General features: G+C 64.3%; 19 protein-coding genes. 7 read left to right on the forward strand and 12 right to left on the reverse strand.

The window, feature by feature from the left end:
* Window positions 1-116 precede the first annotated feature (116 nt).
* A complete protein-coding gene (gene aceA / locus KSS90_RS09790) occupies window positions 117-1442 on the reverse strand; it encodes an isocitrate lyase (RefSeq protein ID WP_023630475.1) in 1326 nt (441 codons plus the stop codon).
* Between the two features lie 487 nt (window positions 1443-1929).
* A complete protein-coding gene (locus KSS90_RS09795; protein WP_217869190.1) occupies window positions 1930-2694 on the reverse strand; it encodes a secretin GspD/PilQ domain-containing protein in 765 nt (254 codons plus the stop codon).
* Between the two features lie 172 nt (window positions 2695-2866).
* Here KSS90_RS09795 and KSS90_RS09800 point away from each other — a divergent pair, with 172 nt between their 5' ends.
* Complete coding sequence (locus tag KSS90_RS09800; protein ID WP_217869191.1) at window positions 2867-4309, forward strand: SulP family inorganic anion transporter; 1443 nt, start codon at window positions 2867-2869, stop codon at window positions 4307-4309.
* Between the two features lie 51 nt (window positions 4310-4360).
* Here KSS90_RS09800 and KSS90_RS09805 read toward each other — a convergent pair whose 3' ends face one another.
* The 3 genes from KSS90_RS09805 to KSS90_RS09815 form a co-directional block, all read right to left on the reverse strand.
* Entirely contained in the window at window positions 4361-5050 is a 690-nt protein-coding gene (locus tag KSS90_RS09805; protein WP_263975102.1) for an RHS repeat-associated core domain-containing protein, read from the reverse strand.
* Window positions 5051-5305: 255 nt separating this feature from the next.
* Window positions 5306-7417 (reverse strand): elongation factor G, encoded by a 2112-nt coding sequence (fusA, locus tag KSS90_RS09810; protein WP_217869193.1) that lies wholly within the window; start codon window positions 7415-7417, stop codon window positions 5306-5308.
* A gap of 67 nt (window positions 7418-7484) precedes the next feature.
* A complete protein-coding gene (locus KSS90_RS09815) occupies window positions 7485-7913 on the reverse strand; it encodes a hypothetical protein (protein WP_217869194.1) in 429 nt (142 codons plus the stop codon).
* 228 nt (window positions 7914-8141) lie between these two features.
* Here KSS90_RS09815 and KSS90_RS09820 point away from each other — a divergent pair, with 228 nt between their 5' ends.
* The 4 genes from KSS90_RS09820 (at window position 8142) to KSS90_RS09835 (ending at window position 10387) form a co-directional block, all read left to right on the forward strand.
* The gene (locus KSS90_RS09820) at window positions 8142-8441 is read left to right on the forward strand and encodes a hypothetical protein (protein WP_225933147.1); all 300 of its coding nucleotides are present in this window, start codon (window positions 8142-8144) and stop codon (window positions 8439-8441) included.
* A gap of 139 nt (window positions 8442-8580) precedes the next feature.
* A complete protein-coding gene (locus KSS90_RS09825) occupies window positions 8581-9078 on the forward strand; it encodes a PaaI family thioesterase (protein ID WP_217869196.1) in 498 nt (165 codons plus the stop codon).
* Window positions 9079-9144: 66 nt separating this feature from the next.
* Window positions 9145-9666: a GNAT family N-acetyltransferase gene (locus KSS90_RS09830; RefSeq protein WP_217869197.1), complete on the forward strand. Its 522-nt coding sequence runs from the start codon at window positions 9145-9147 to the stop codon at window positions 9664-9666.
* A gap of 25 nt (window positions 9667-9691) precedes the next feature.
* A complete protein-coding gene (locus KSS90_RS09835) occupies window positions 9692-10387 on the forward strand; it encodes a glutathione S-transferase N-terminal domain-containing protein (RefSeq protein WP_217869198.1) in 696 nt (231 codons plus the stop codon).
* Window positions 10388-10489: 102 nt separating this feature from the next.
* Here KSS90_RS09835 and KSS90_RS09840 read toward each other — a convergent pair whose 3' ends face one another.
* Complete coding sequence (locus KSS90_RS09840) at window positions 10490-12106, reverse strand: inorganic phosphate transporter (RefSeq protein ID WP_217869199.1); 1617 nt, start codon at window positions 12104-12106, stop codon at window positions 10490-10492.
* A 128-nt stretch (window positions 12107-12234) separates the two neighbouring features.
* Here KSS90_RS09840 and KSS90_RS09845 point away from each other — a divergent pair, with 128 nt between their 5' ends.
* Both KSS90_RS09845 and KSS90_RS09850 read left to right on the forward strand, forming a co-directional pair.
* A complete protein-coding gene (locus KSS90_RS09845) occupies window positions 12235-12630 on the forward strand; it encodes a DUF488 domain-containing protein (protein ID WP_217869200.1) in 396 nt (131 codons plus the stop codon).
* 15 nt (window positions 12631-12645) lie between these two features.
* A complete protein-coding gene (locus tag KSS90_RS09850) occupies window positions 12646-13077 on the forward strand; it encodes a GNAT family N-acetyltransferase (RefSeq protein ID WP_217869201.1) in 432 nt (143 codons plus the stop codon).
* 4 nt (window positions 13078-13081) lie between these two features.
* On the opposite strand, the gene KSS90_RS09855 is transcribed toward KSS90_RS09850, so the two are convergent.
* The 6 genes from KSS90_RS09855 to KSS90_RS09880 all read right to left on the reverse strand — a co-directional run bounded on the left by KSS90_RS09855 (window position 13082) and on the right by KSS90_RS09880 (window position 20329).
* Window positions 13082-14512, reverse strand: a complete 1431-nt coding sequence (locus KSS90_RS09855) for a right-handed parallel beta-helix repeat-containing protein (RefSeq protein WP_217869202.1) — start codon at window positions 14510-14512, stop codon at window positions 13082-13084.
* 14 nt (window positions 14513-14526) lie between these two features.
* Complete coding sequence (locus KSS90_RS09860; protein ID WP_225933148.1) at window positions 14527-15612, reverse strand: polysaccharide lyase; 1086 nt, start codon at window positions 15610-15612, stop codon at window positions 14527-14529.
* Window positions 15613-15728: 116 nt separating this feature from the next.
* Window positions 15729-17123: an alginate O-acetyltransferase AlgX-related protein gene (locus KSS90_RS09865; protein ID WP_217869204.1), complete on the reverse strand. Its 1395-nt coding sequence runs from the start codon at window positions 17121-17123 to the stop codon at window positions 15729-15731.
* 26 nt (window positions 17124-17149) lie between these two features.
* Window positions 17150-17779, reverse strand: a complete 630-nt coding sequence (locus KSS90_RS09870) for an alginate O-acetyltransferase AlgF (RefSeq protein ID WP_217869205.1) — start codon at window positions 17777-17779, stop codon at window positions 17150-17152.
* A gap of 18 nt (window positions 17780-17797) precedes the next feature.
* Window positions 17798-18892 carry an alginate O-acetyltransferase gene (locus tag KSS90_RS09875; protein WP_217869206.1) on the reverse strand — a complete coding sequence of 365 codons (1095 nt, stop codon included), beginning with the start codon at window positions 18890-18892 and terminating at the stop codon, window positions 17798-17800.
* Between the two features lie 9 nt (window positions 18893-18901).
* Window positions 18902-20329, reverse strand: coding sequence for an MBOAT family O-acyltransferase (locus tag KSS90_RS09880; RefSeq protein WP_217869207.1), 1428 nt, complete (start codon window positions 20327-20329; stop codon window positions 18902-18904).
* Window positions 20330-20334 lie beyond the last annotated feature (5 nt).

Genomic DNA, 20334 nt, shown 5'->3' on the forward strand with positions numbered 1-20334 from the left:
CACAAGCTTAGACCTGATCCTGGGTTTTGCTGGCGGCGCGATCCCTGCAGGCGCCTGAAAAGAGCAAGGCCCGGAATTCTCAAGAATCCCGGGCCTTGCTCAGCAGCTCACCGCACTCAGTGGAACTGCTCTTCCTCGGTCGAACCGGTCAGTGCGGTCACCGACGATGCGCCACCCTGGATCACGGTGGTCATGTCGTCGAAGTAGCCGGTGCCGACTTCCTGCTGGTGCGCCACGAAGGTGTAGCCTTTGCTGGCGTCGGCGAACTCCTGCTCCTGCAGCTTCACGTAGGCGGTCATGTCGTTGCGGGCGTAGTCGTGCGCCAGGTTGAACATGCCGTGCCACATGTTGTGGATGCCGGCCAGGGTGATGAACTGGTGCTTGTAGCCCATGGCCGACAGTTCGCGCTGGAACTTGGCGATGGTGGCGTCGTCCAGGTTCTTCTTCCAGTTGAAGGAAGGCGAGCAGTTGTACGACAGCAGTTGGTCCGGGTATTCCTTCTTGATCGCTTCGGCGAAGCGACGGGCTTCGTCCAGGTCCGGCTTGGCGGTTTCGCACCAGATCAAGTCGGCATACGGCGCGTAGGCCAGGCCGCGGGAGATCGCCTGGTCGAGGCCGGCGCGGACTTTGTAGAAGCCTTCACGGGTACGGTCGCCGATCACGAACGGCTGGTCGTATGGGTCGCAGTCGCTGGTCAGCAGGTCGGCGGCGTTGGCGTCGGTACGGGCCAGGATGATGGTCGGTACACCGGCAACGTCGGCGGCCAGGCGGGCAGCCACCAGCTTCTGTACGGCTTCCTGGGTCGGTACCAGTACCTTGCCGCCCATGTGGCCGCATTTTTTCACCGAGGCCAGCTGGTCTTCGAAGTGTACGCCGGCGGCGCCAGCTTCGATCATGTTCTTCATCAGTTCGTAGGCGTTCAGTACGCCGCCGAAACCGGCTTCTGCGTCGGCCACGATCGGTGCGAAGTAGTCGATGTAGCCTTCGTCACCTGGGTTCTTGCCGGCTTTCCACTGGATCTGGTCGGCGCGGCGGAACGAGTTGTTGATGCGCTTGACCACGGTCGGCACCGAGTCGACCGGGTACAGCGATTGGTCTGGGTACATCGACTCGGCCGAGTTGTTGTCGGCGGCAACCTGCCAGCCGGACAGGTAGATGGCCTGGATGCCGGCCTTGACCTGTTGCACTGCCTGGCCGCCGGTCAGGGCGCCCATGCAGTTGACGAAATCTTTTTCAGGGCGGAAGGACGGGTGGGCACCTTGGGTGACCAGCTTCCACAGTTTTTCTGCGCCCTGGCGAGCCAGGGTGTGCTCCGGTTGCAGCGAGCCACGCAGGCGAACGACATCGGCGGCGGTGTAGGTACGGGTCACGCCTTTCCAGCGCGGGTTTTCGGCCCAGTCTTTCTCGAGGGCTGCAATTTGCTGTTCGCGTGTCAGTGCCATGGAAATAAACCTCGTCGCATCGATCTTGAGTGTAATTGTGCTGATGCTCGGATACGCGGGTCAGAGGGCCAGGCTGTGCTGTCCGGGGGAGCGCGGCGGCGAACGGGGAAGTGCGAAGGGGAAGGGGCAGGCCAGGCGAAGGTGTGCCCTGCAGGTTGGCTCGTGGATGCCTTGCTGCGGTGCGACGCGATTGCCAGAACTGCGGTGATGCGCTTCCGTCCCTCGGGACAACTTCTTCGTTGCAGTCGCAATCCCGTCGAACCGCCTTGTGGGCCGTATGGACACGAAGTGCCTCCACGGTGGGAGGAGCGCACCTCGAAGACCCTTGCCAGGGCCTCTGATTAGCGGGAGCGAGGCCATCATGCCCTTGGCGAAAAGAGCCTGTCAAACATTTTGTAGTGCTTTTTTTGGCTTACTACATCTTTGGTCTAATGCGACTTGGCAGTCAGTTTCAAGGCCTTCGGTCGAGGCCTTGAATTGCCTGGGCTCAGTCAAGAAGGTCGACTTTGACACGTAAAGTCATGTTTTCACCGCGCTGGGTGCTGTAACTGAGGCTTGACGCGCTGCGCTCGGACTGGCTCTGCTGGTTGAACCCGGCCAGGGTGATCCACTCGCCGAGCTTGCCGGTAACGGTCGTGTCGGTGCTCTGCACTTTCACTACATCGGCACGTTCCTGGCTCATTCGATCATTATTGGTGCTGATTTGCAGGCGAACCGTGTCACCGCTCAGGCGTGGCGTGACGTAGAAACCCTGGGTGACGTTGCGGTATTCGGTGTCGCTCTGGATGCGCCCGTAACCGTCGGTGGAGGTACTGGTGACGGGGATGCTCTGGCCTACCTGGATCAGTGCCGGCTGGCCATCGCTGGCCTGTACCTGCTGCATGCCGCCTTCACGATTGGCGGTGCCGTAGCGGATGACCCGGGCAGTGCCGCGGTTGTCCTGGAAGTTGCTGTCGTTGTTGTCGACGCTGATCAGCAGGCGTTTGGGCGCGGTGTCGAGTTGCTGCAGCAGGGCGCGCAGGTCGTCGATGCGTTCCTGGCTGGCGTTGACGATGAGTTTGTCCTCGAAGGTGCTGACGCTGCCGTCCTTGCCGAGGAAGGACTGGGCAGTGGGCAGCAGTTCGGCGCTGCTGCGGTGTTGCAGGGGAATGACCTCGGTTGCGGCCTGGGCGGTGAGGCTGGCGGCCAGCAGCAGCGAGGCGAGGAGGGGGCGTAGCGGCATGTCCATGATCTCCGCGGGTGGAATGGACATGATGGCAAATTTGTCGGCATCTTGCTGGCTGTGGATCACAGGGGCATCAATAGGTCGGCTTTTCAGTGGTTGCAGTCAGGCAAATTCCGTAACATCGCGGCCCTCGACTTCAGGCTTAATCCTCAGGCGCTCCCACGCTACGTTCTGCGCCGGGGCTGATTACAGGACCCCCATGAAACCCGCACGCCTACGCGCCGACCTGCTCGCCGGCCTCACCACTTCGTTCGCCCTGGTACCGGAGTGCATCGCTTTCGCCCTGGTGGCCCACCTCAACCCGCTGATGGGCCTGTACGGCGCCTTCATCATCTGCACCCTGACCGCGCTGTTCGGTGGCCGCCCCGGCATGATTTCCGGTGCCGCCGGTTCCATGGCAGTGGTGATCGTCGCTCTGGTCGTGCAGCACGGTGTCCAGTACCTGTTGGCTACCGTGCTGCTCGGTGGGGTGGTGATGATCCTGTTCGGCGTGCTGCGCCTGGGCAAGCTGGTGCGCCTGGTGCCGTACCCGGTGATGCTCGGCTTCGTCAACGGTCTGGCCATCGTCATTGCCTTGGCACAACTCGAGCACTTCAAGCAGGGTGAACAATGGCTCACGGGCACGCCGCTGTACCTGATGATCGGTCTGGTGGCGCTGACCATGCTGGTCGTGTACGTACTGCCCAAGCTGACCCGCGCGGTACCGCCGGCGCTGGTGGCTATCCTTGGCGTGGGCCTGCTGGTCTATCTGCTCGGCCTGCCGACCCGGACCCTCGGCGACATGGCCCACATCGCAGGCGGCCTACCGGCGCTTGCGCTGCCGGATATCCCTTGGGACCTCGAGACCCTGAAGATCATCGCGCCTTACGCGGTGCTGATGGCCATGGTCGGCTTGCTGGAAACTCTGCTGACCCTCAACCTCACCGACGAAGTCACCGAGAGCCGTGGTTACCCGGACCGCGAGTGCGTGGCCCTGGGCGCGGCCAACATGGTCTCGGGCCTGTGTGGCGGCATGGGCGGCTGCGCGATGATCGGCCAGACCGTGATCAACCTCAGTTCCAATGGCCGTGGCCGACTGTCGGGCGTGGTGGCCGGGGTGATGATCCTGCTGTTCGTGCTGTTCCTTTCGCCGCTGATCGAGCGTATCCCGCTGGCGGCATTGGTGGGGGTGATGTTCGTGGTGGCCCAGCAGACCTTCGCCTGGGCCTCGCTGCGGGTGCTGCACAAGGTGCCGGCGAGCGATGTGCTGGCAATCGTCGCGGTGACGGTGGTCACGGTGTTCACCGACCTGGCCATGGCGGTGATGTTCGGTATCGTCATCGCTGCCATCAATTTTGCCTGGCAGCACGCCCGTGAACTGTATGCCGACAGTCATGAGGACGCCGAGGGCGGCAAGCATTACCACGTGCATGGCACGCTGTTCTTCGCCTCTACCACGCCGTTTCTCAACCAGTTCGATCCGGCCAACGACCCGGCCAAGGTGACGCTGGATTGCCAGCACCTGAGTTTTGTCGATTATTCCGCGATCGCGGCGCTCAAGACCCTGCGTGAGCGCTATGCCAAGGCGGGTAAGCAGTTGCGGGTGGTGCATCTTTCCGAGCGCTGCAAGAGACTGTTGAAGCGGGCGGGGGAGCAGCCTTGAGCGGCCGAGTCAGCCCGGATCGATCTGCACAAGCTGTTCAGTACAGGAGGGTTAAACAGCTGTCCTGATTGTCTCGGACAATTGAATATGCTTGTTAAAGAGTGTTCGAAGCTTTCTTCGTGCTACAGCAGCGTCCCTTGCGTATTTTTTTAAAATAGCGTTCTCGTCAAATGTCATGGGGCCTATTCTGTTGCGAAGAAGTTCGAATCTCGCTTCAAGCGTCAATGCCGTGGAGTAAGCTTCAAAATAGAGCTCTATTGCGCTGGGTTGGCCCTCCATTTGCTGGGTTACGGGGCGGTTCTCAAGGGCGTCATTAATGGAGGCGTCAAGTCGTTTGTTTATAAGTTTTTCAGGTAGATCGTAAAGTGGGCCATCGCTGCTTGTAAGATTAAGGTTTTTTTCTACCTCTTTCACGAACCGATGGTTCCGTAGGATACGGTTGACGGTGTCTTCGTCTAGTGGCAACTCGGCGATCGATATGGAGCGAGTGATCTTGGTTCTGGTATGTCCAGTCGGGTCTGCGTAGTTGATAGGGTCGCCGGAGCAGTACGCATAGGCGTTGATGCCACCCGGGCCGAACGGGCTCAGGGTGTCGGGTGAGTGGAAGCGCATCGAGTACAGATTGTACGGGCGGTGGTAGCCTGGCCCCAGCAGGTACAAGGCAGGATATTCACATGCTTTACCTTTGAACAATGGCGACGGTGTCAGGTGCGTCGTCTGTGGCGTGAAACCGTATGGCATGTAGGCATGTGCTTCACTACCGGAGCCGCGTAGCCGGTATAGAACTGACTTTGGCAAGTCTGTAGCCAACAGTGTTGTTGAGGGCATGAAGCCTGACTGTAATGCCATACAACCCTTGTCTGGGCGTTCGCTATTGATCTGCTAGGCCTACTTTGCAATGCATTAAAGAGGCTGCCAACTGGTAAAAATGTCAAATGGCATCTCACATGCCGTCCTTTCGCGGTTAAACCGCGAAAGGACGGCACAGGCAACTGATTATTCCCCGCGATTCTTCTTCACGATCCCATCGGCAATGCTCGCCGGCGCCTCGGCATAGCGGGTGAACTCCATCGAGAAACTCGCCCGGCCCTGGGTCATCGAGCGCATCGAGGTGGCGTAGCCGAACATCTCGCCCAATGGCACCTCGGCGCGGATCACCTTGCCGGCCGGGGTCTCGTCGCCATCCTGGATCATCCCACGGCGCCGGCTCAGGTCGCCGAGGATATCGCCCTGGTACTCCTCGGGCGTCACCACCTCGACCTTCATCACCGGCTCCAGCAGCACCGCGCCGCCTTTCTGCGAGAGCTGCTTGGTGGCCATGGAGGCGGCAATCTTGTAAGCCATCTCGTTGGAGTCGACGTCGTGGTACGAGCCGTCGAACACCGCCGCCTTCAGATTGATCAACGGGTAGCCGGCGAGCACACCGTTCTTCATCTGCTCCTCGATGCCTTTCTGGATCGCCGGAATGTACTCGCGCGGCACCACGCCACCGACCACCTCGTTGACGAACTCCAGCCCCTCCTTGTCTTCGTCGCCCGGGGCGAAGCGAATCCAGCAATGTCCATATTGCCCGCGCCCGCCCGACTGACGAACGAAACGCCCTTCGATCTCGCAGGTGTTGCGGATCTTCTCGCGGTAGGCCACCTGCGGCTTGCCGATATTGGCTTCGACGTTGAACTCGCGGCGCATGCGGTCGACGATGATGTCCAGGTGCAGCTCGCCCATGCCGGAGATGATGGTCTGGCCGGTTTCCTCGTCGGTCTTGACCCGGAACGACGGGTCCTCCTGGGCCAACTTGCCCAAGGCGATGCCCATTTTTTCCTGGTCGGCCTTGGTTTTTGGCTCCACTGCCACGGAAATCACTGGGTCGGGGAAGTCCATGCGTTCGAGGATGATCGGTTTGTCCATGTCGCACAGGGTGTCGCCGGTGGTCACGTCCTTCATGCCGATCAGCGCGGCGATATCGCCGGCGCACACGTCCTTGATCTCGGCGCGCTGGTTGGCGTGCATCTGCACCATGCGGCCGATGCGCTCCTTCTTGCCCTTGACCGAGTTGAGCACCGCATTGCCCGAGCTGAGCACGCCCGAATACACCCGGGCGAAGGTCAGGGTGCCGACGAACGGGTCGGTGGCGATCTTGAAGGCCAGGGCCGAGAACGGCTCCTTGTCGTCGGCGTGGCGTTCCAGGTGCTTCTCTTCATCGTCCGGGTCGGTGCCCTTGATCGCCGGGATTTCGGACGGGGCGGGCAGGTAGTCGATCACCGCGTCGAGCATCAGTGGCACGCCCTTGTTCTTGAACGACGAGCCGAGGATGGTCGGTACGATCTCGTTGGCAATGGTGCGTTGGCGCAGGGCAGCCTTGATCTCGTCGACGGTCAGCTCTTCACCTTCGAGGAACTTCATGGTCAGTTCGTCATTGGCTTCGGCGGCGGCTTCGATCATGTGCGCGCGCCATTCGTCCGCCAAGGCCTGCAGTTCGGCGGGGATCGCTTCTTCGCGGTAACTGGTGCCCTGGTCGGCGTCGTTCCAGTAGATGGCCTTCATCTTCACCAGGTCGATCTGGCCGATGAAGTTTTCCTCGCTGCCGATGGCCAGCTGGATCGGCACCGGGTGGTGGCCCAGGCGCTGGTCGATCTGCTTCACAACGCGTAGGAAGTCCGCGCCCTGGCGGTCCATCTTGTTGATGTAGGCCAGGCGCGGCACATGGTACTTGTTGGCCTGGCGCCACACCGTCTCGGACTGCGGCTCGACCCCGTCGGCGCCGCTGAATACCACCACCGCGCCATCGAGCACGCGCAGCGAGCGCTCCACCTCGATGGTGAAGTCGACGTGGCCGGGGGTGTCGATGATATTGAAGCGGTACTTGTGCTCGAACTGCTTGGTCGAGCCCTGCCAGAAGGCGGTGGTGGCCGCCGAGGTGATGGTGATGCCGCGCTCCTGCTCCTGGGCCATCCAGTCCATGGTCGCGGCGCCGTCATGCACCTCGCCCATCTTGTGGTTGACCCCGGTGTAGAACAGGATCCGTTCGGTGGTGGTGGTCTTGCCGGCATCCACGTGAGCGACGATGCCGATATTGCGGTACAGCTCGATGGGAGTCGTGCGGGCCATGGCGGGTCACCTGCGGGTGAGGATTCTCCCAAGGTAGCAGAGCGGGAGAATCCTGCCGGGGCGACCGTCAGTCGGCGAGCACCTGCAGCTGCCATTGGCCCTCGGTTTCACGCGCCAGGCCGCTGGCCGGCAGCAGGGCCAGCAGGCGTTCGTGCAGGGCGGCGTCGGTGAAGGCCTTGAGGGTGGTCATGTCCAGCGCGCCGACGGTGATCAGCTCGGCCTTGGTGTAGGACAGCCAGGCTTTCTTCAACACCATCAAAACGTCGCTGCCGGCGGTGTTGGCGAAGCGCCGGTGCAGGGTACGGCCTTCCAGTGCGAAGCTGTGGCGGTGCTCGTAGCCGTTCTCGTCGCCATTGCCCTCGACGCAGCGGTGGCAGCGGCAGGGGCCGTCGCCGAAGGCGTTGCGCAGGTAGCTGTTGAAGTCCACGACGGGCTTGAGGGTCAGGCGTTTGTCGACCTCGAACAGGTCGGCGATCAGGGGTTGTTCGGCGCTCACTCGGTATCCTCGCGTGGTGGGGCGTGCATCGCCGGGCACCCTAACAGATCGGGGCGGGGGAGGCCATGTGGATCTCCTGTTGTGGGTTTGGCCTGGTCGTCGGCAAGCCACGCAAGGGATCGCGCATACCTGAGGGCGCCGACCGGCGATGAGGGCAGTAGAGACAAGTTATGACCGCTGCCGTACCCTATGGCAATTCGAACTACCCACTCCAACGAGGCAAACCGATTGAGCAAGTACCCCTACATCGCCACCGTGACCATTAGCGCCGAAGACCGTGGGGGCGACACCGAGGCCGCAGAAAACGCCAACATGCGCGTGGGCCTCGAGGCGGTAACCGAGGTCCTGAAGAAGGTGCATTTCGTCGGTACGCTCGCGGCACCGGAAAAAGGCGCCACGCATATCTGCGTCACGCTGGAGAACGGCCTCACCTACTACGGCCCGATCGTCAATGGCCACGCCGAGCTCGAAGGCGGTTGGATTGCCTTCGAATGCGACATGCCCACCCCCGAAGAGCTGGGCCTGTAACGCTTACCCTGGTTCGGCCAGGTACTGCGCGAGGATAGGGCTGGGCCGCCTCCCGGGCCACGCTGATTGGCGTGGCGCAGGCAGGACGCTACCATCGGCAGCCAGCCTCCTGTTCAACGCCAACAAGCCAAGGACGCCCATGACCGAACAAACGCTTTCCCTGCAACAACTCGCCGCCCCCGAAGGCATCTGCTATGGCTGCGGCTGTTCCCATTCCAGCGGCCTGCACGTGCAAAGCCACTGGGATGCCGATGGCGTCCACCTGTCGTGCCGGCATACCCCTGACCAGACCTTCACCGGTTGGCCCGGCCTGGTCTACGGTGGCCTGCTGGCCATGTTGGTCGATTGCCATTGCAACTGGACCGCCATGGCCTACCACTACCGTGCCGAAGGCCGCGAGCCGGGCAGTCTGCCGCGTATCGACTGTGTCACCGGCCAGCTCGGCCTGACCTACCTCAAGCCCACGCCCATGGGCGTCGAGCTGTTGCTGAAGGCGCGGGTCGAAGGTGAGCTGGGGCGCAAGACCCGGGTGATCTGCGAGGTCTGGGCCGGGGATGTACTGACTGTCACCGCCGATTCGGTGTTCGTGCGGGTCGACACCGAGAAGCTCAAGCGCCAGGCCCATGGCGCCGCCTGAAACTTGCACCGATGGGGTGGCGCTGGCATTGTCGAGCGTGACCCGGCTGCCCGACAGGATGTTGCCATGCCCTACCAGATTCGCCCGGCCCGTGACGAAGATTGCCTGGCCCTGAGCCGCGTCGGCCAGGCCACTTTCGCCTTGGCCAGCCCGCCCGACAGCACAGTCACCGCCCAGCAGCACTACATTGCCCAGCATCTGCAGCCCGAACATTTCCAGGATCACCTGAAGCACCCGCACAAGCGGTTACTGGTGGTCGAACAGGATGGCCAGGTACTGGGTTACAGCATGCTCGACCTGGCGCCCGGCGAGCTAGGCATTGCCGAAGCCGATCAGCTGGCGGAAATCTCCCGCTGCTATGTACTGCCTTGCGCCCATGGCAAGGGCGCCGGACAGCTGTTGCTCTCTACCACCCTTGCCCAGGTCGATGGCCAGGCACGCCTTACCGTCAACGAACTGAACGCTCGGGCGATCGGTTTCTATCAGCGCAACGGCTTTCGCAAGGTGGGGGAAGCGATCTTCCCCTGCGGCGACGAGCGGCACCGTGACTGGGTGATGGTCAGGATGGCCGAAGATCATCTAGATTGAAGGCTCCCAACGCGAAGGCACCCCCATGACCGAACTTTCCGCATTCCCCATCACCGGCAAATGGCCGGCGCAGCACCCCGAGCGTCTGCAACTGTATTCGCTGGCCACGCCTAACGGGGTCAAGGTCTCGATCATGCTCGAGGAAATCGGCCTGCCCTATGAGGTACACAAGGTCAGCTTCGAAACCGAAGACCAACTGAGCCCCGAGTTCATCTCCCTGAGCGCCAACAACAAGATTCCCGCGATTATCGACCCCAATGGGCCGGGTGGCCAGCCACTGCCATTGTTCGAGTCGGGGGCGATCCTGCAGTACCTGGCCGAGAAGAGCGGCCAGTTGCTGAGCCAGGACCCGGCCCAGCGCTACCAGACCCTGCAGTGGCTGATGTTCCAGATGGGCGGCATCGGGCCGATGTTCGGCCAGGTGGGGTTCTTTCATTTCTTCGCCGGCAAGGCGTATGAGGACAAGCGTCCCCGTGACCGCTACGTCAATGAATCCAAGCGCTTGCTGGCGGTGCTCGACCGCCACCTGCAAGGGCGGGAGTGGATGGTCGATGCGTACAGCATCGCCGATATCGCCATCTTCCCCTGGGTGCGTAACCTGGTGGAGCGCTACAACGCGCGGGAGCTGGTGGAGTTCGACAGGTTCAAGGAAGTGCAGCGGGTGCTGGCCAGGTTCCTCGAACGCCCGGCCGTGCAGAGTGGCCTGAAAATTCCCGCTTGATCGCGCCTCACCTCTGTAGGAGCGGCTTTAGCCGCGATGCAGGCAACGCGGAGCCTGGCACCCGCTTTGCGGGTGATCGCGGCTGAAGCCGCTCCTACAGGATCAGAAGAGCTGGTTGAGTAGCCAGTACAGACACCCCGCCAGCATCATCGCCGCCGGTAAGGTCAGCACCCAGGCCATCAGCAGGTTGACCAGGGTCTTGCGTTGAATCCCCGAGCCATTGGCCACCATGGTCCCGGCCACCCCCGAACTCAATACGTGGGTGGTCGACACTGGCAGGCCGAACAGGTCCGCCGCGCCGATGGTACACATCGCCACCACCTCGGCCGAAGCCCCCTGGGCATAGCTCAGGTGGGTCTTGCCGATCTTCTCGCCTACCGTGACCACGATGCGCCGCCAACCAACCATGGTACCCAGGCCCAGGGCGATGGCCACCGCCACTTTGACCCACAGCGGGATATAGCGGGTGGCGTCGTCCAGTTGGCGCTTGAACAGTTGTACATGGCGGGCGGTGTCGGCGTCGTAGCGGGCCAGTTGGTGCTTGTCGATCTGGCGGATGGCTTCGCTGGCCAGGTACATGTCGTTGCGCACGTTGGCCATGGCCTCGGCCGGTACGCGTTTGAGCGAGCCATAGCCCTTGACCTCCTCGCCGATCATGCCGGTCAACGCAGCGAGCGCCGGTAGCAGTTCGGGGCTGGCCTCGGCGGTGGCGACGAACTCGGTCAGTACCTGGCGTGGGTCGATCGGCGTGGGGGCGGGCGCGGCGCGCACCAAGGCCTGGCGGGTGACTTCAGCGACGGCCGAGAACTGCAGCGCCTGCTCGTTGGGCATGGTCTTGTTCAGCGCATAGGCCATCGGCAGGGTGCCGACCAGGATCAGCATGATCAGGCCCATGCCTTTCTGGCCGTCGTTGGAGCCGTGGGCGAACGACACCCCGGTACAGGTGAGGATCAGCACGCCACGGATCCACCAAGGCGGTGGTGTCTGGCCTTGCGGCGCCTGGTACAGCTCGCGGCGTTTGACCAGCGCGCGCAGAGCGAGCAGCAGCAGGGCGGCGCAGGCGAAGCCGATCAACGGCGATAACAGCAGGGCATAGCCGACCTTGCTTGCTTGGGTCCAGTCCACGCCGCTGGTGCCGTCGCGCCCGTGCATCAGCGCATTGGCCACGCCCACGCCGATGATCGAGCCGATCAGGGTATGCGAGGACGAGGCCGGCAACCCCAGCCACCAGGTGCCGAGGTTCCAGATGATCGCTGCCAGCAGCAGGGCGAAGACCATGGCGAAGCCGGCTGACGAGCCTACTTGCAGGATCAGTTCCACCGGCAGCAGGGCGATGATGCCGAAGGCCACCGCGCCGCTGGACAGCAGCACTCCGAGAAAATTGCACAATCCCGACCACACCACCGCCACCGAAGCCGGCAGCGAATGGGTGTAGATCACCGTGGCCACGGCGTTGGCGGTATCGTGGAAGCCGTTGACGAACTCGAAGCCCAGGGCGATCAGCAGGGCCAGGCCCAGCAGCAGGAACGGGGTGACGGTGGTGACGACGGTGCCGCTGGCACTGACATCCTGCTTGAGGCTCCAGAAGGTGTAGGCCAGGCCCGCAAGTAGCAGGCCGAAGAACAGGGTAAGGGTGGCGCGTCCGGGTTTGTGGGCAAGGGGTGGGCCAGAGGTGGGCGGGCTCAGGTCGGGCTGGCTGGCCAGTGACGGGGTTGCCATGAGGGCTCCGGTTGGCGTCGGGCGATGGTGCCGAAGGGGTTCAGCATAGAAGCTATTCGTTGTTGGGCCGTGACCTCGATCAAAGAAGGCCCTAGGCTTGATGGGGAACGATGTCGCAGGAGTGTCCGATGATTCGCTGCAAACGCGTCTACGCAAGCATCGATGCGCAGGATGGCCAGCGGGTGCTGGTCGATCGCCTGTGGCCACGCAACGTGCGCAAGGACGACCTGCACGGGCAGTGGCTGCGCGAAGTGGCGCCGTCCGATGCGCTGCGCAAGGCATTCCATGCCGGCGCGGTCGACTTCGCCGGGTTCACCCAGCGCTACCGGCAGGAGCTGGCCGCCCATCCCGAGCACTGGTACGCCTTGCTCGACCTGGCCGGCAAAGGCGACCTGACCTTGCTGTATGCTGGCAAGGACACCGAGCACAACAATGCCCAGGTTCTGGCCCAGTGGCTGGAGGACGAGCTGGAGCGGCGTGGCCCGGCCAGTTCGCCAGTCTGCTACGCCACCGACAACCTCTGACCTGTGTGCCCGTCGATGCCCCTTCAGTTGATGCCCGCCACTGATAACCACCGCACCTTTGCCCGTGACCTCACCCGCCGCGCCATGCTGCCGTACTACCGCGAGTTCGACCTGCTGTGGATCGAGGAAGCCTTCGACGAGGCCTGGGGCTGGCGCGAGCAATGGCTGGTGGTCGAGGACGATCAGGTACTGGGGTTCTGCAGCCTCAGCCAGGATCGCCAGGCGTTGTTCATTCGCGAGTTGCATCTGTTGCCCGAGTATCGTGGCCGCGGCGTGGGCGGCTGGGTGCTGGAGGAACTGGCCGCCTGGGCGGCGCAACGCCGGCTGCCATGGCTGCGGCTGATGGTGTTCGCCAGCAACCCGGCGCGGCGCCTGTACCAGCGCCGGGGCTTCGTCGAAGTGGGCATGGACGAGTGTTTCGTGCGCATGCAACGCCCGGTCGCCTGAGCTATTACTGGCGCAGCCGCACCATTCGCCCCTGGACCAGCGTCGCCTCCAGCACCTGCCCCTGCAGCGCCAGCAGGTCACCAGCCAGCAGGTTCTGCAGCAGCGCCTTGCCGTCGAAGGTATTGTTCCCCAACTCGACCTCCCGCAGTCCCTCGACCCGCACCACCGCCTTGCCCACCTGTCCCAGGCGATTGCCACTGAGCAGCAGCGGGCCCGGCAGGGGCGTGGCATTGCGCAGGCTGACGGCGTACTCCGGGGTGTTGCCGATGCGATTGCCGACCAGGGCCAGGGCCGCCACCTCGCTGGCGTCCACCGCGCTGCCCTGGCTGCTGGCCAGCAGGTTGTCGTCGATCAGCAGCGGCGCCTCGGGCGTGGGCGCCAGGTTGCGCAGCTGGATGCCGTTGCCCCGGCTGTCACCGATACGGTTGCCCGCCAGCCACACGGCGCCGCGCTGGTCGCTGATTTCGATGGCGGCCTTGGCGGCGCCAAGGATCAGGTTGCCCTCGACCAGCGCCCGGGTCTGGCCGCGCAGGCGCACGCCGCTGTTGTTGTCGATGCCCCGCACCTGATTGTCATGCAGGTGCAACTGGCTGTCGCGGGCGTCGATGGCGTATTGCTGCGAGCCTTCGAAGCGGCTGCCGGCGATGGTCGCCTGGCTGTGTTGCAGCTCGACCGCGCTGGACAATTCGCTGAACTGGCTGCTTTCGATCAGCAGTGTGGCGGGGCGCGTACCGGCGGGTTGCTGGGTACTCAGCGCGGTGCTCAGGCCCCGGGATAGGTTGGCGTTGTAGCCCAGGCGCCGGAGCGTCGAGCCGATCACCTGGGTGTGGCTGCCGGCCCAGGCCACCACGAAGGGGCGCCAGGCGCGATCGGTGTTGCCCGGTTTGTCGCCGGCCACGCTTTCCAATGTCGAACGCTCCAGCCCCAACCAGCCCTGGTTGATCAGCGCGGTGCCGGAAAAACTGTACAGGTAGAGATGGGCGCCCTCGAGCAGCAGCCCGGCATCGGCGCCGATCATCAGCGGGTAGCTGAGCAGGTAGCCATCCTTGTAGGGCCTGAGCACCCGCGGATCGCGCAGCGCGTCATGCAGTTGCGCCAGGGTGATGCTGCCACCGCGCAGCACCACGGCCTGCGGGTGGTGCGCCTGGTAGCCGGCGATGGCGCGGAACAGGCCATTGTTGACGAACGGCTCGAACGGCCAGCTGCCGGCCTGGGACGAGAACATCGGTTGCAGGCTCACGCTGGCGCGGCCTGCGGGAGGCGCTCGACGGGCCTGTTCGAAGCTTACGGCCTGGCGGACCTGGCGACGCAGCTGGTCCAGCTGTTGCTGGTGCTGCGCCTGGGGCAGGGTGTCCATCACCGGCGCGGCCTGGGCGGTCGTCGCCAGCAGCAGGGCGGCCAGGCAGGTGAGGGAAAAGCGGCTGAACGGTGCCATGGGAACGTCCTTGATCAAGGCAGGATGGGGTAGGCCGGCTTGAGCAGGCCACCGATCTGGCTGTAGTTGTCCACCTCGCCGTCCTCGCTGTCGTACAGCTGGCGGGCGAGGGCGTGCCCTGGCCGGCGGGCGAGGAACGGGATCAGCCAGGCCAGCTTGTACGGCGCGACTTCGGCCTGGCGCTGCCCCTTGAGCTCGGGCAGGGTGTCCGGGGCGAGCACGCTGCTTGCGGCGAAACTGGCCAGTTGGTCGAGGATGCGCTGGTCGTCGTCGCTCCAGGCCAGGCCATTGGCGCGCGCCGATTCGCTCAGCAGCACCAGCGGCACCAGGGCGTACTGGCTGTAGTTGGCGGCCAGCCTGCTGCGCGCCACCTCCAGCGGCAGGTAGGCCTGGTTGCCGCTGCGCACGGCCTGGGCCAGGCCCCGGCGCAGGTTGCCGTCGGCCCAGCGGATGAAATCGTCGCGGCCCACCAGCATGCCGGCGGCGGCCACCGCCCAGGCGGCCCAGTAGTCGTGGTTGTTGAAGTACACAGTGGTGGACTGGCGGCGCGGGTCGTACTCGCGGATCACCTGTTCGCCAAGCTGGCTGAACCAACGGTGTTGTACGGGGCTGAGGCGGACCTTGCCGTCGGCGGCCGCCTGGGTCAACAGCACCGCGCCGGCCATGGCCGCCAGCGCCCACTTGCGCGCCGCCATGCCGGTGTTGCTGGCATCCGGATCGAGCAGGGCACCGGCTTGCGCCCAATGCTCCAGCCACTGCTCCTGGCAGGCCAGGGCCATGTTGGCCTCCTGGGGCTTTTTCGCCTTCTGAAAGCGCTTGCCGGCCTGGATCACGCCTGCGATGAACTGTTTGACCTGCCGGGCAATGCGCTCGCTGTCGGCGTCGGGCGCGGCGCGCAAAGTCGACTTGCTGGCGTCGCGTTGGTCGTACTTGCTCTGCAGGTGCAGGCTGCCGGTATAGGGTGGTGGCGGTTGCTTGCTGCAGGTCAGGCTGTGGTAGTCGGCGATCAGGGCCGATTGCGCGGTAGCGCGGGCGGGCCAGATGGTTTGCGCAGCATGGCCGGGCAGGGGCAGCAGGGCGATTGCAAGCAGCAGGGGCACCCCTAGGGCCGCTTTGCGGCCCATCGCCGGCAAGCCGGCTCCCACAAGTGCCGTGCATTCCCCTGTGGGAGCCGGCTTGCCGGCGATGGGCTGCGCAGCAGCCCCTATTATCGATTTCACAGGCACAGGCGCGTCTCCACATCGGTGGCGGCGGTGCCGGCCTTGGTCGGCTCGAGGAATACCGAGAGCAGGTTGGCGCCGGCGAACTCGGGCGCCCGGCTCAGTTCCAGGTAGTACTGGCCGCCACCGACCGCCGCCTCGCGACGGAACCACACCTTGTCGCGGGCGCCGTTGTCGTAATAGACGATGATGTAGAAGTCCTTGACGTTCCTGTCGCTCAGGCGGATGTCGAGAAAGCCCTTGGACACCGCCTGCCGGGCACTGCCTGCATTGCTCAGCAGTTCGATGCGCTCGCCTACCTTCAGGGCTGGCCGCTGCAGCTTCGTGCCCAGTAGCTCCTTGGACGCCTTGCAGCCACCGTGTATCGCCGGCACCAGTTGGCGATACATCAAGGGCGAGTCCAGGCGGTAGTTGGCCGGCAGTTCCCAGACGATCAGCTTGGGCGGCGCCTCGGGCTTGTAGTCGGCGGACAGCAGATATTCCAGGAGCGAGCCGTCCTCGCCCACGCCGGGCAGTGCGTAGTTGAGCACATCCGCCTGCAGGTACTGTTTCAGGTAGCCGTCGAAGTTGAACTGCTTGCTCTCGTCCTCACGGGCCGCGGCATTGCTGTCGCCGACCAGGATCACCTCGGGGTCGGGCGCTTCGTCGAACAGCGCATCGCTGCTATCGGCCACTGGCACGGTCTGGTAGCCGCGTACGTACTGGAACCCGTAGTTGTTGCCGCAGATGTAGCTCAGGGCCAGGTTCAGCGTGCCGTCCTTGGGTACCATCACGCCGGGCTCGGTGCTGTAGCGTTTCTTGCTCAAGCCACTGTAGAACGGCTGGCGGCGGATCTCCTCGGCCATCAACCTCGCCGTGGCCTCGGCGCCGGTCGGGGTCCAGTGGTGGTCGCGGCGGAAGAAGTATTCGCCCTGAGGCGGCTGGCGCACCAGCTGCATCATCGGCGCCACCACCGCGCCGCCCTGGCGCAGTTGCCCCAGGTAGGTATCGAGGTTGCGGCTGGCGCGCTCGAAGTCGAAGCCATGCAACTGGTCGGCGTAGAGCTTGTCGCGGTGCATCAGGCCGCGGGTTGGCTGGACCGCCATGGCCACCTGGATGCCCTGGCGGTGGAATGCGTCCATCAGCCGGGCGAACTCCGGGCGCATGGGCGCGGGAATGCCGAAGTCGTTGGTCAGGTCGACCATCGAGCGGAACAGCCAGCGCTCCTTGCCGGGGACGATCTGGCGCATCAGCTTCATGCGCCCTTCGGCATAGTGCTGCGGTTCGGCCAGGGCCGGGCAGACCATGCACTGCAGGTTCTCGCAGCCGGGCCGGGCGGGCTCGGCGGCCTGGCCGGACAGGGCCGTCAGCGCCAGGGTGGCCGCCAGGCCAAGAGGGAGGAAGGTGTTCATGGGCCAGTCATCCTTGCGGCGGTGTGTCACTCGGTCGGGTCGATGCTGTTGGCCTGGCTCAGGCTGCGATTGCCTGGCAGCAGCACGTAGCTGTAGGAGCGGCCTTTCTTGAGAAACAACTCGTCGAAGCTAGCCACTTCCTGACCGCCGACATAGGCGGCGAAGTCGATCTTGATTTCGTTGACCATGCGCGCGCCGGTCTGGCCCTTGGTCAGGGCCTTGACCACCTCGTGCTTGCCGTCGGCGGTGCGCAGCGTGGCCTGGGCCGGGGTCAGATTGTAGAAGGCCACCTGGGCCTTCTTCGGCTCGTTGACGTACTGGTCGGCGATCACTTGCAGCTGCTTGCCGTCGTACACCACGGTGCTGGCGGCGTTGGCCGCCAGGGTCGGCTCGATGGCCGTGGCGCCGATGCCGATCTTGTGTACCCCAGCCGGCACGAAGCGGTAGCCGCTGAGCTGCCCTGGGGCGACCTTCTGCGCATTGAGCTTGCCGCTGAGGGCCACATCGATGCTGCTGTCGGACAGGTTGAGCACGCGCACGAAGGCCGAGTCGGCCGGGGCCACGGCGTCGTACAGGTCGGCATTGCCTTCGGCGGCCAGGGCAGTGTGGCTGGCGGCGGTCAGGGCCAGGGCGGTGAACAGGGGCGAAAGCTTCATCAGGTGCTCCTTGGGACGTCAGAAATGCGCGGGCTGGGCGTCGCGGGCAAGCGCGCCAGGGCGATGGGCAAGCAGGGTGCGCAGGGGAAACTCCCAGATCACCGTGTCGATCTGCGGGTTGTGCAACTGGTCGCTGGCGAGGAACTGGTTCATCGCCTCGAACGGCCCTCGGGCCTCCACGGCGACGGACAACAGGTCGCGGTTGAGCGCTTCCTTGAGGAAACCGACGAAGTTCCAATCGTCGATCTTGCTGTAGCTGGTGCCCACCAGCAGCAGGCTCTGCGCCTGTTCGGCGAACAGTTCGTCACTGCTCTGGGCGGCCTTGAGGGTTTCGTACAGTTCGATCGGATTGCCGCCGAACTGTGGCGCCAGGCGGGCATGGTCGAACTGCAGGTAGTTCATCAGGTCGCCCTTGACCGTCTTGTCGCCGGCCTTGTGCGAGACATACACCTGGTCACCGAGCAGGCGCGGGCGCTGGCGTGCCAGTTCATAGGCCGACAGCCGCGCGCCGTCCGGGCTCCAGTGGGTGTCGGACTTGAGGAACAGGCGCGGACCGGCCAGGTTGCGCAGGTAAGCGTCGCGCAGCGGCACCACATCCAGGTGGCGCAGTTGCAGGTCGGCGACGAAGCGGTCATAGAGGCTGGCCACCCGTGGGTCGAAGGCACGCTCGGCGTGGGAGGCATAGATATCCAGCTTCATCGGCAAGGGCAGCAGCACCAGGTGCTTGCCGTGCTTGGCCAGTTGCTGCCCGACCTTGGCGATCTGCGCCAGCTGGCTCGCCAGGTTGGCGTCCAGGTCGTTGGGCACGCGGTACTCCTGGCTGGTGTAGAGCCAGCCGTCCTTGCCCAGCACCACGCCCTGGGTGCCCTCGCCGAACAGCTGGAAGCGTGCATCGGCCCACAGCTGCACCGAGGGTTCGCGCAGGAAGAAGCGCTTGTCGTAGACCTGCTCGAACTTGCGCAACAGCTTGCCGTCGACGAACAGGTTCCAGCTATCGGTCTGGGCGCGGGCGAAGCTCAGCACTGGCGGCAGCGAGTAGACGAACATCGCCGCCAACGCCAGGGCGAAGATCACACCGTTGGCCTTGCTGGCCGTCTTCATCACCGGGTACACGGCACTCTCCTAGAACTGGAAATACAGGAACGGCGAAAACGAACTGGCCGCCAGGCTGCTCAGCGCCAGGAGGAAGCCCGCCCACAGCAGCAGGCTGTGCAGCACCCCGACATGACGCATGAAGTAGCCGTCCTGGTTGCCGGCGTAGAAGCGCACGTTGTTGATCCCGGCCAGGATCAGCCAGGCGACTGCCACCAGGGCGAAGGCCATGGCCATCTTCGAGGCGCCGAGCACGTACAGCTCCAGCGAGCCGAAGCCGTTCAGGCCCAGCAGCGCCCGGTAGATGTCGAGGCTGTGGCGCAGGTCCATGGTGAAGAACAGCGGCATGCTCAGGATGATCAGCAGCGCGGTGCGCAGGTTGCGGCCCAGGCGATACGGCGTGCTGACCTTGGTAGCCAGGCCGAACTTGCGCTCCAGCACCATGCCGATACCGAAGAACAGCCCCCAGCAGATGAAGGCGAAGCTCGCCCCGTGCCACAGGCCCGACAGCAGCATGGTCCACACCAGCGCCGGCAGGGCGCCGGCCACGCGCTTGCGCACCAGGGGCATGTAGACATAGTCGCGCAGGAAATGCGCCAGGGTCATGTGCCAGCGCGACCAGAACTCGGTGATGCTTTGCGACACATAAGGCTGGTTGAAGTTTTCCGGGAAGCGGAACCCCATCATCAGCGCCAGGCCCAAGGCCATGTGGCTGTAGCCGGCGAAGTCGAAGTACAGCTGCAGCGTCGACACCACCAGGCCGAACCAGGCATCGCTGAACTGCAGGCTGCCTTCGCCGATGAACAGCACGTTGATTGGCGCCAGGCGGTCGGCAATCAACACCTTCATGATGAAACCGAGCATGAACCGGCACACGCCCAGCGAGAACAGCTCCAGCGAGTGGCTGCGCTGGCGCAACTGCGGGGCCAGCTGGCTGTAGCGCAGGATCGGCCCCGCCACCAGGTGCGGGAACAGCGCGACGAAGGCGGCGAAGTCGATGAAGCTGCGTGTGGGCGTGGCGTCCTTGCGGTAGATGTCGACGATGTAGCTCAGGGCATGGAACACATAGAACGAGATGCCCAGCGGCAGGAAGATGTTCTCCAAGGTCCAGGTGTCGATGCCCAGCGGCGCCAGCAGCAGGGCCAGCATCTCGGCGCCGAAGTTGGCGTACTTGAAGTAGCCCAGCGTCGCCAGGTTGCCGGCCACGCCCAACCACAGCAGGCGCAGGGCCCAAGGCTTGTCCGCGGCGTCCAGGCGTGCCTTGATGCCCAGGCCGAACGCGTAGTTCCAGGCGGTGATGGCGACGAACAGCAGCAGGAAGTCCGGGCGCCACCAGGCGTAGAACACGTAGCTGGCGGCAACGATCACCAGCGAGCGCCACTGCGGCCGGGCCAGGTAGTAGATGGCCAGGAACAGCGGCAGGTAGAGGAACAGGAATACGTTGGAGGCGAAGATCATGCTGG

The organism is Pseudomonas maumuensis (assembly GCF_019139675.1).
GTDB lineage: Bacteria > Pseudomonadota > Gammaproteobacteria > Pseudomonadales > Pseudomonadaceae > Aquipseudomonas > Aquipseudomonas maumuensis.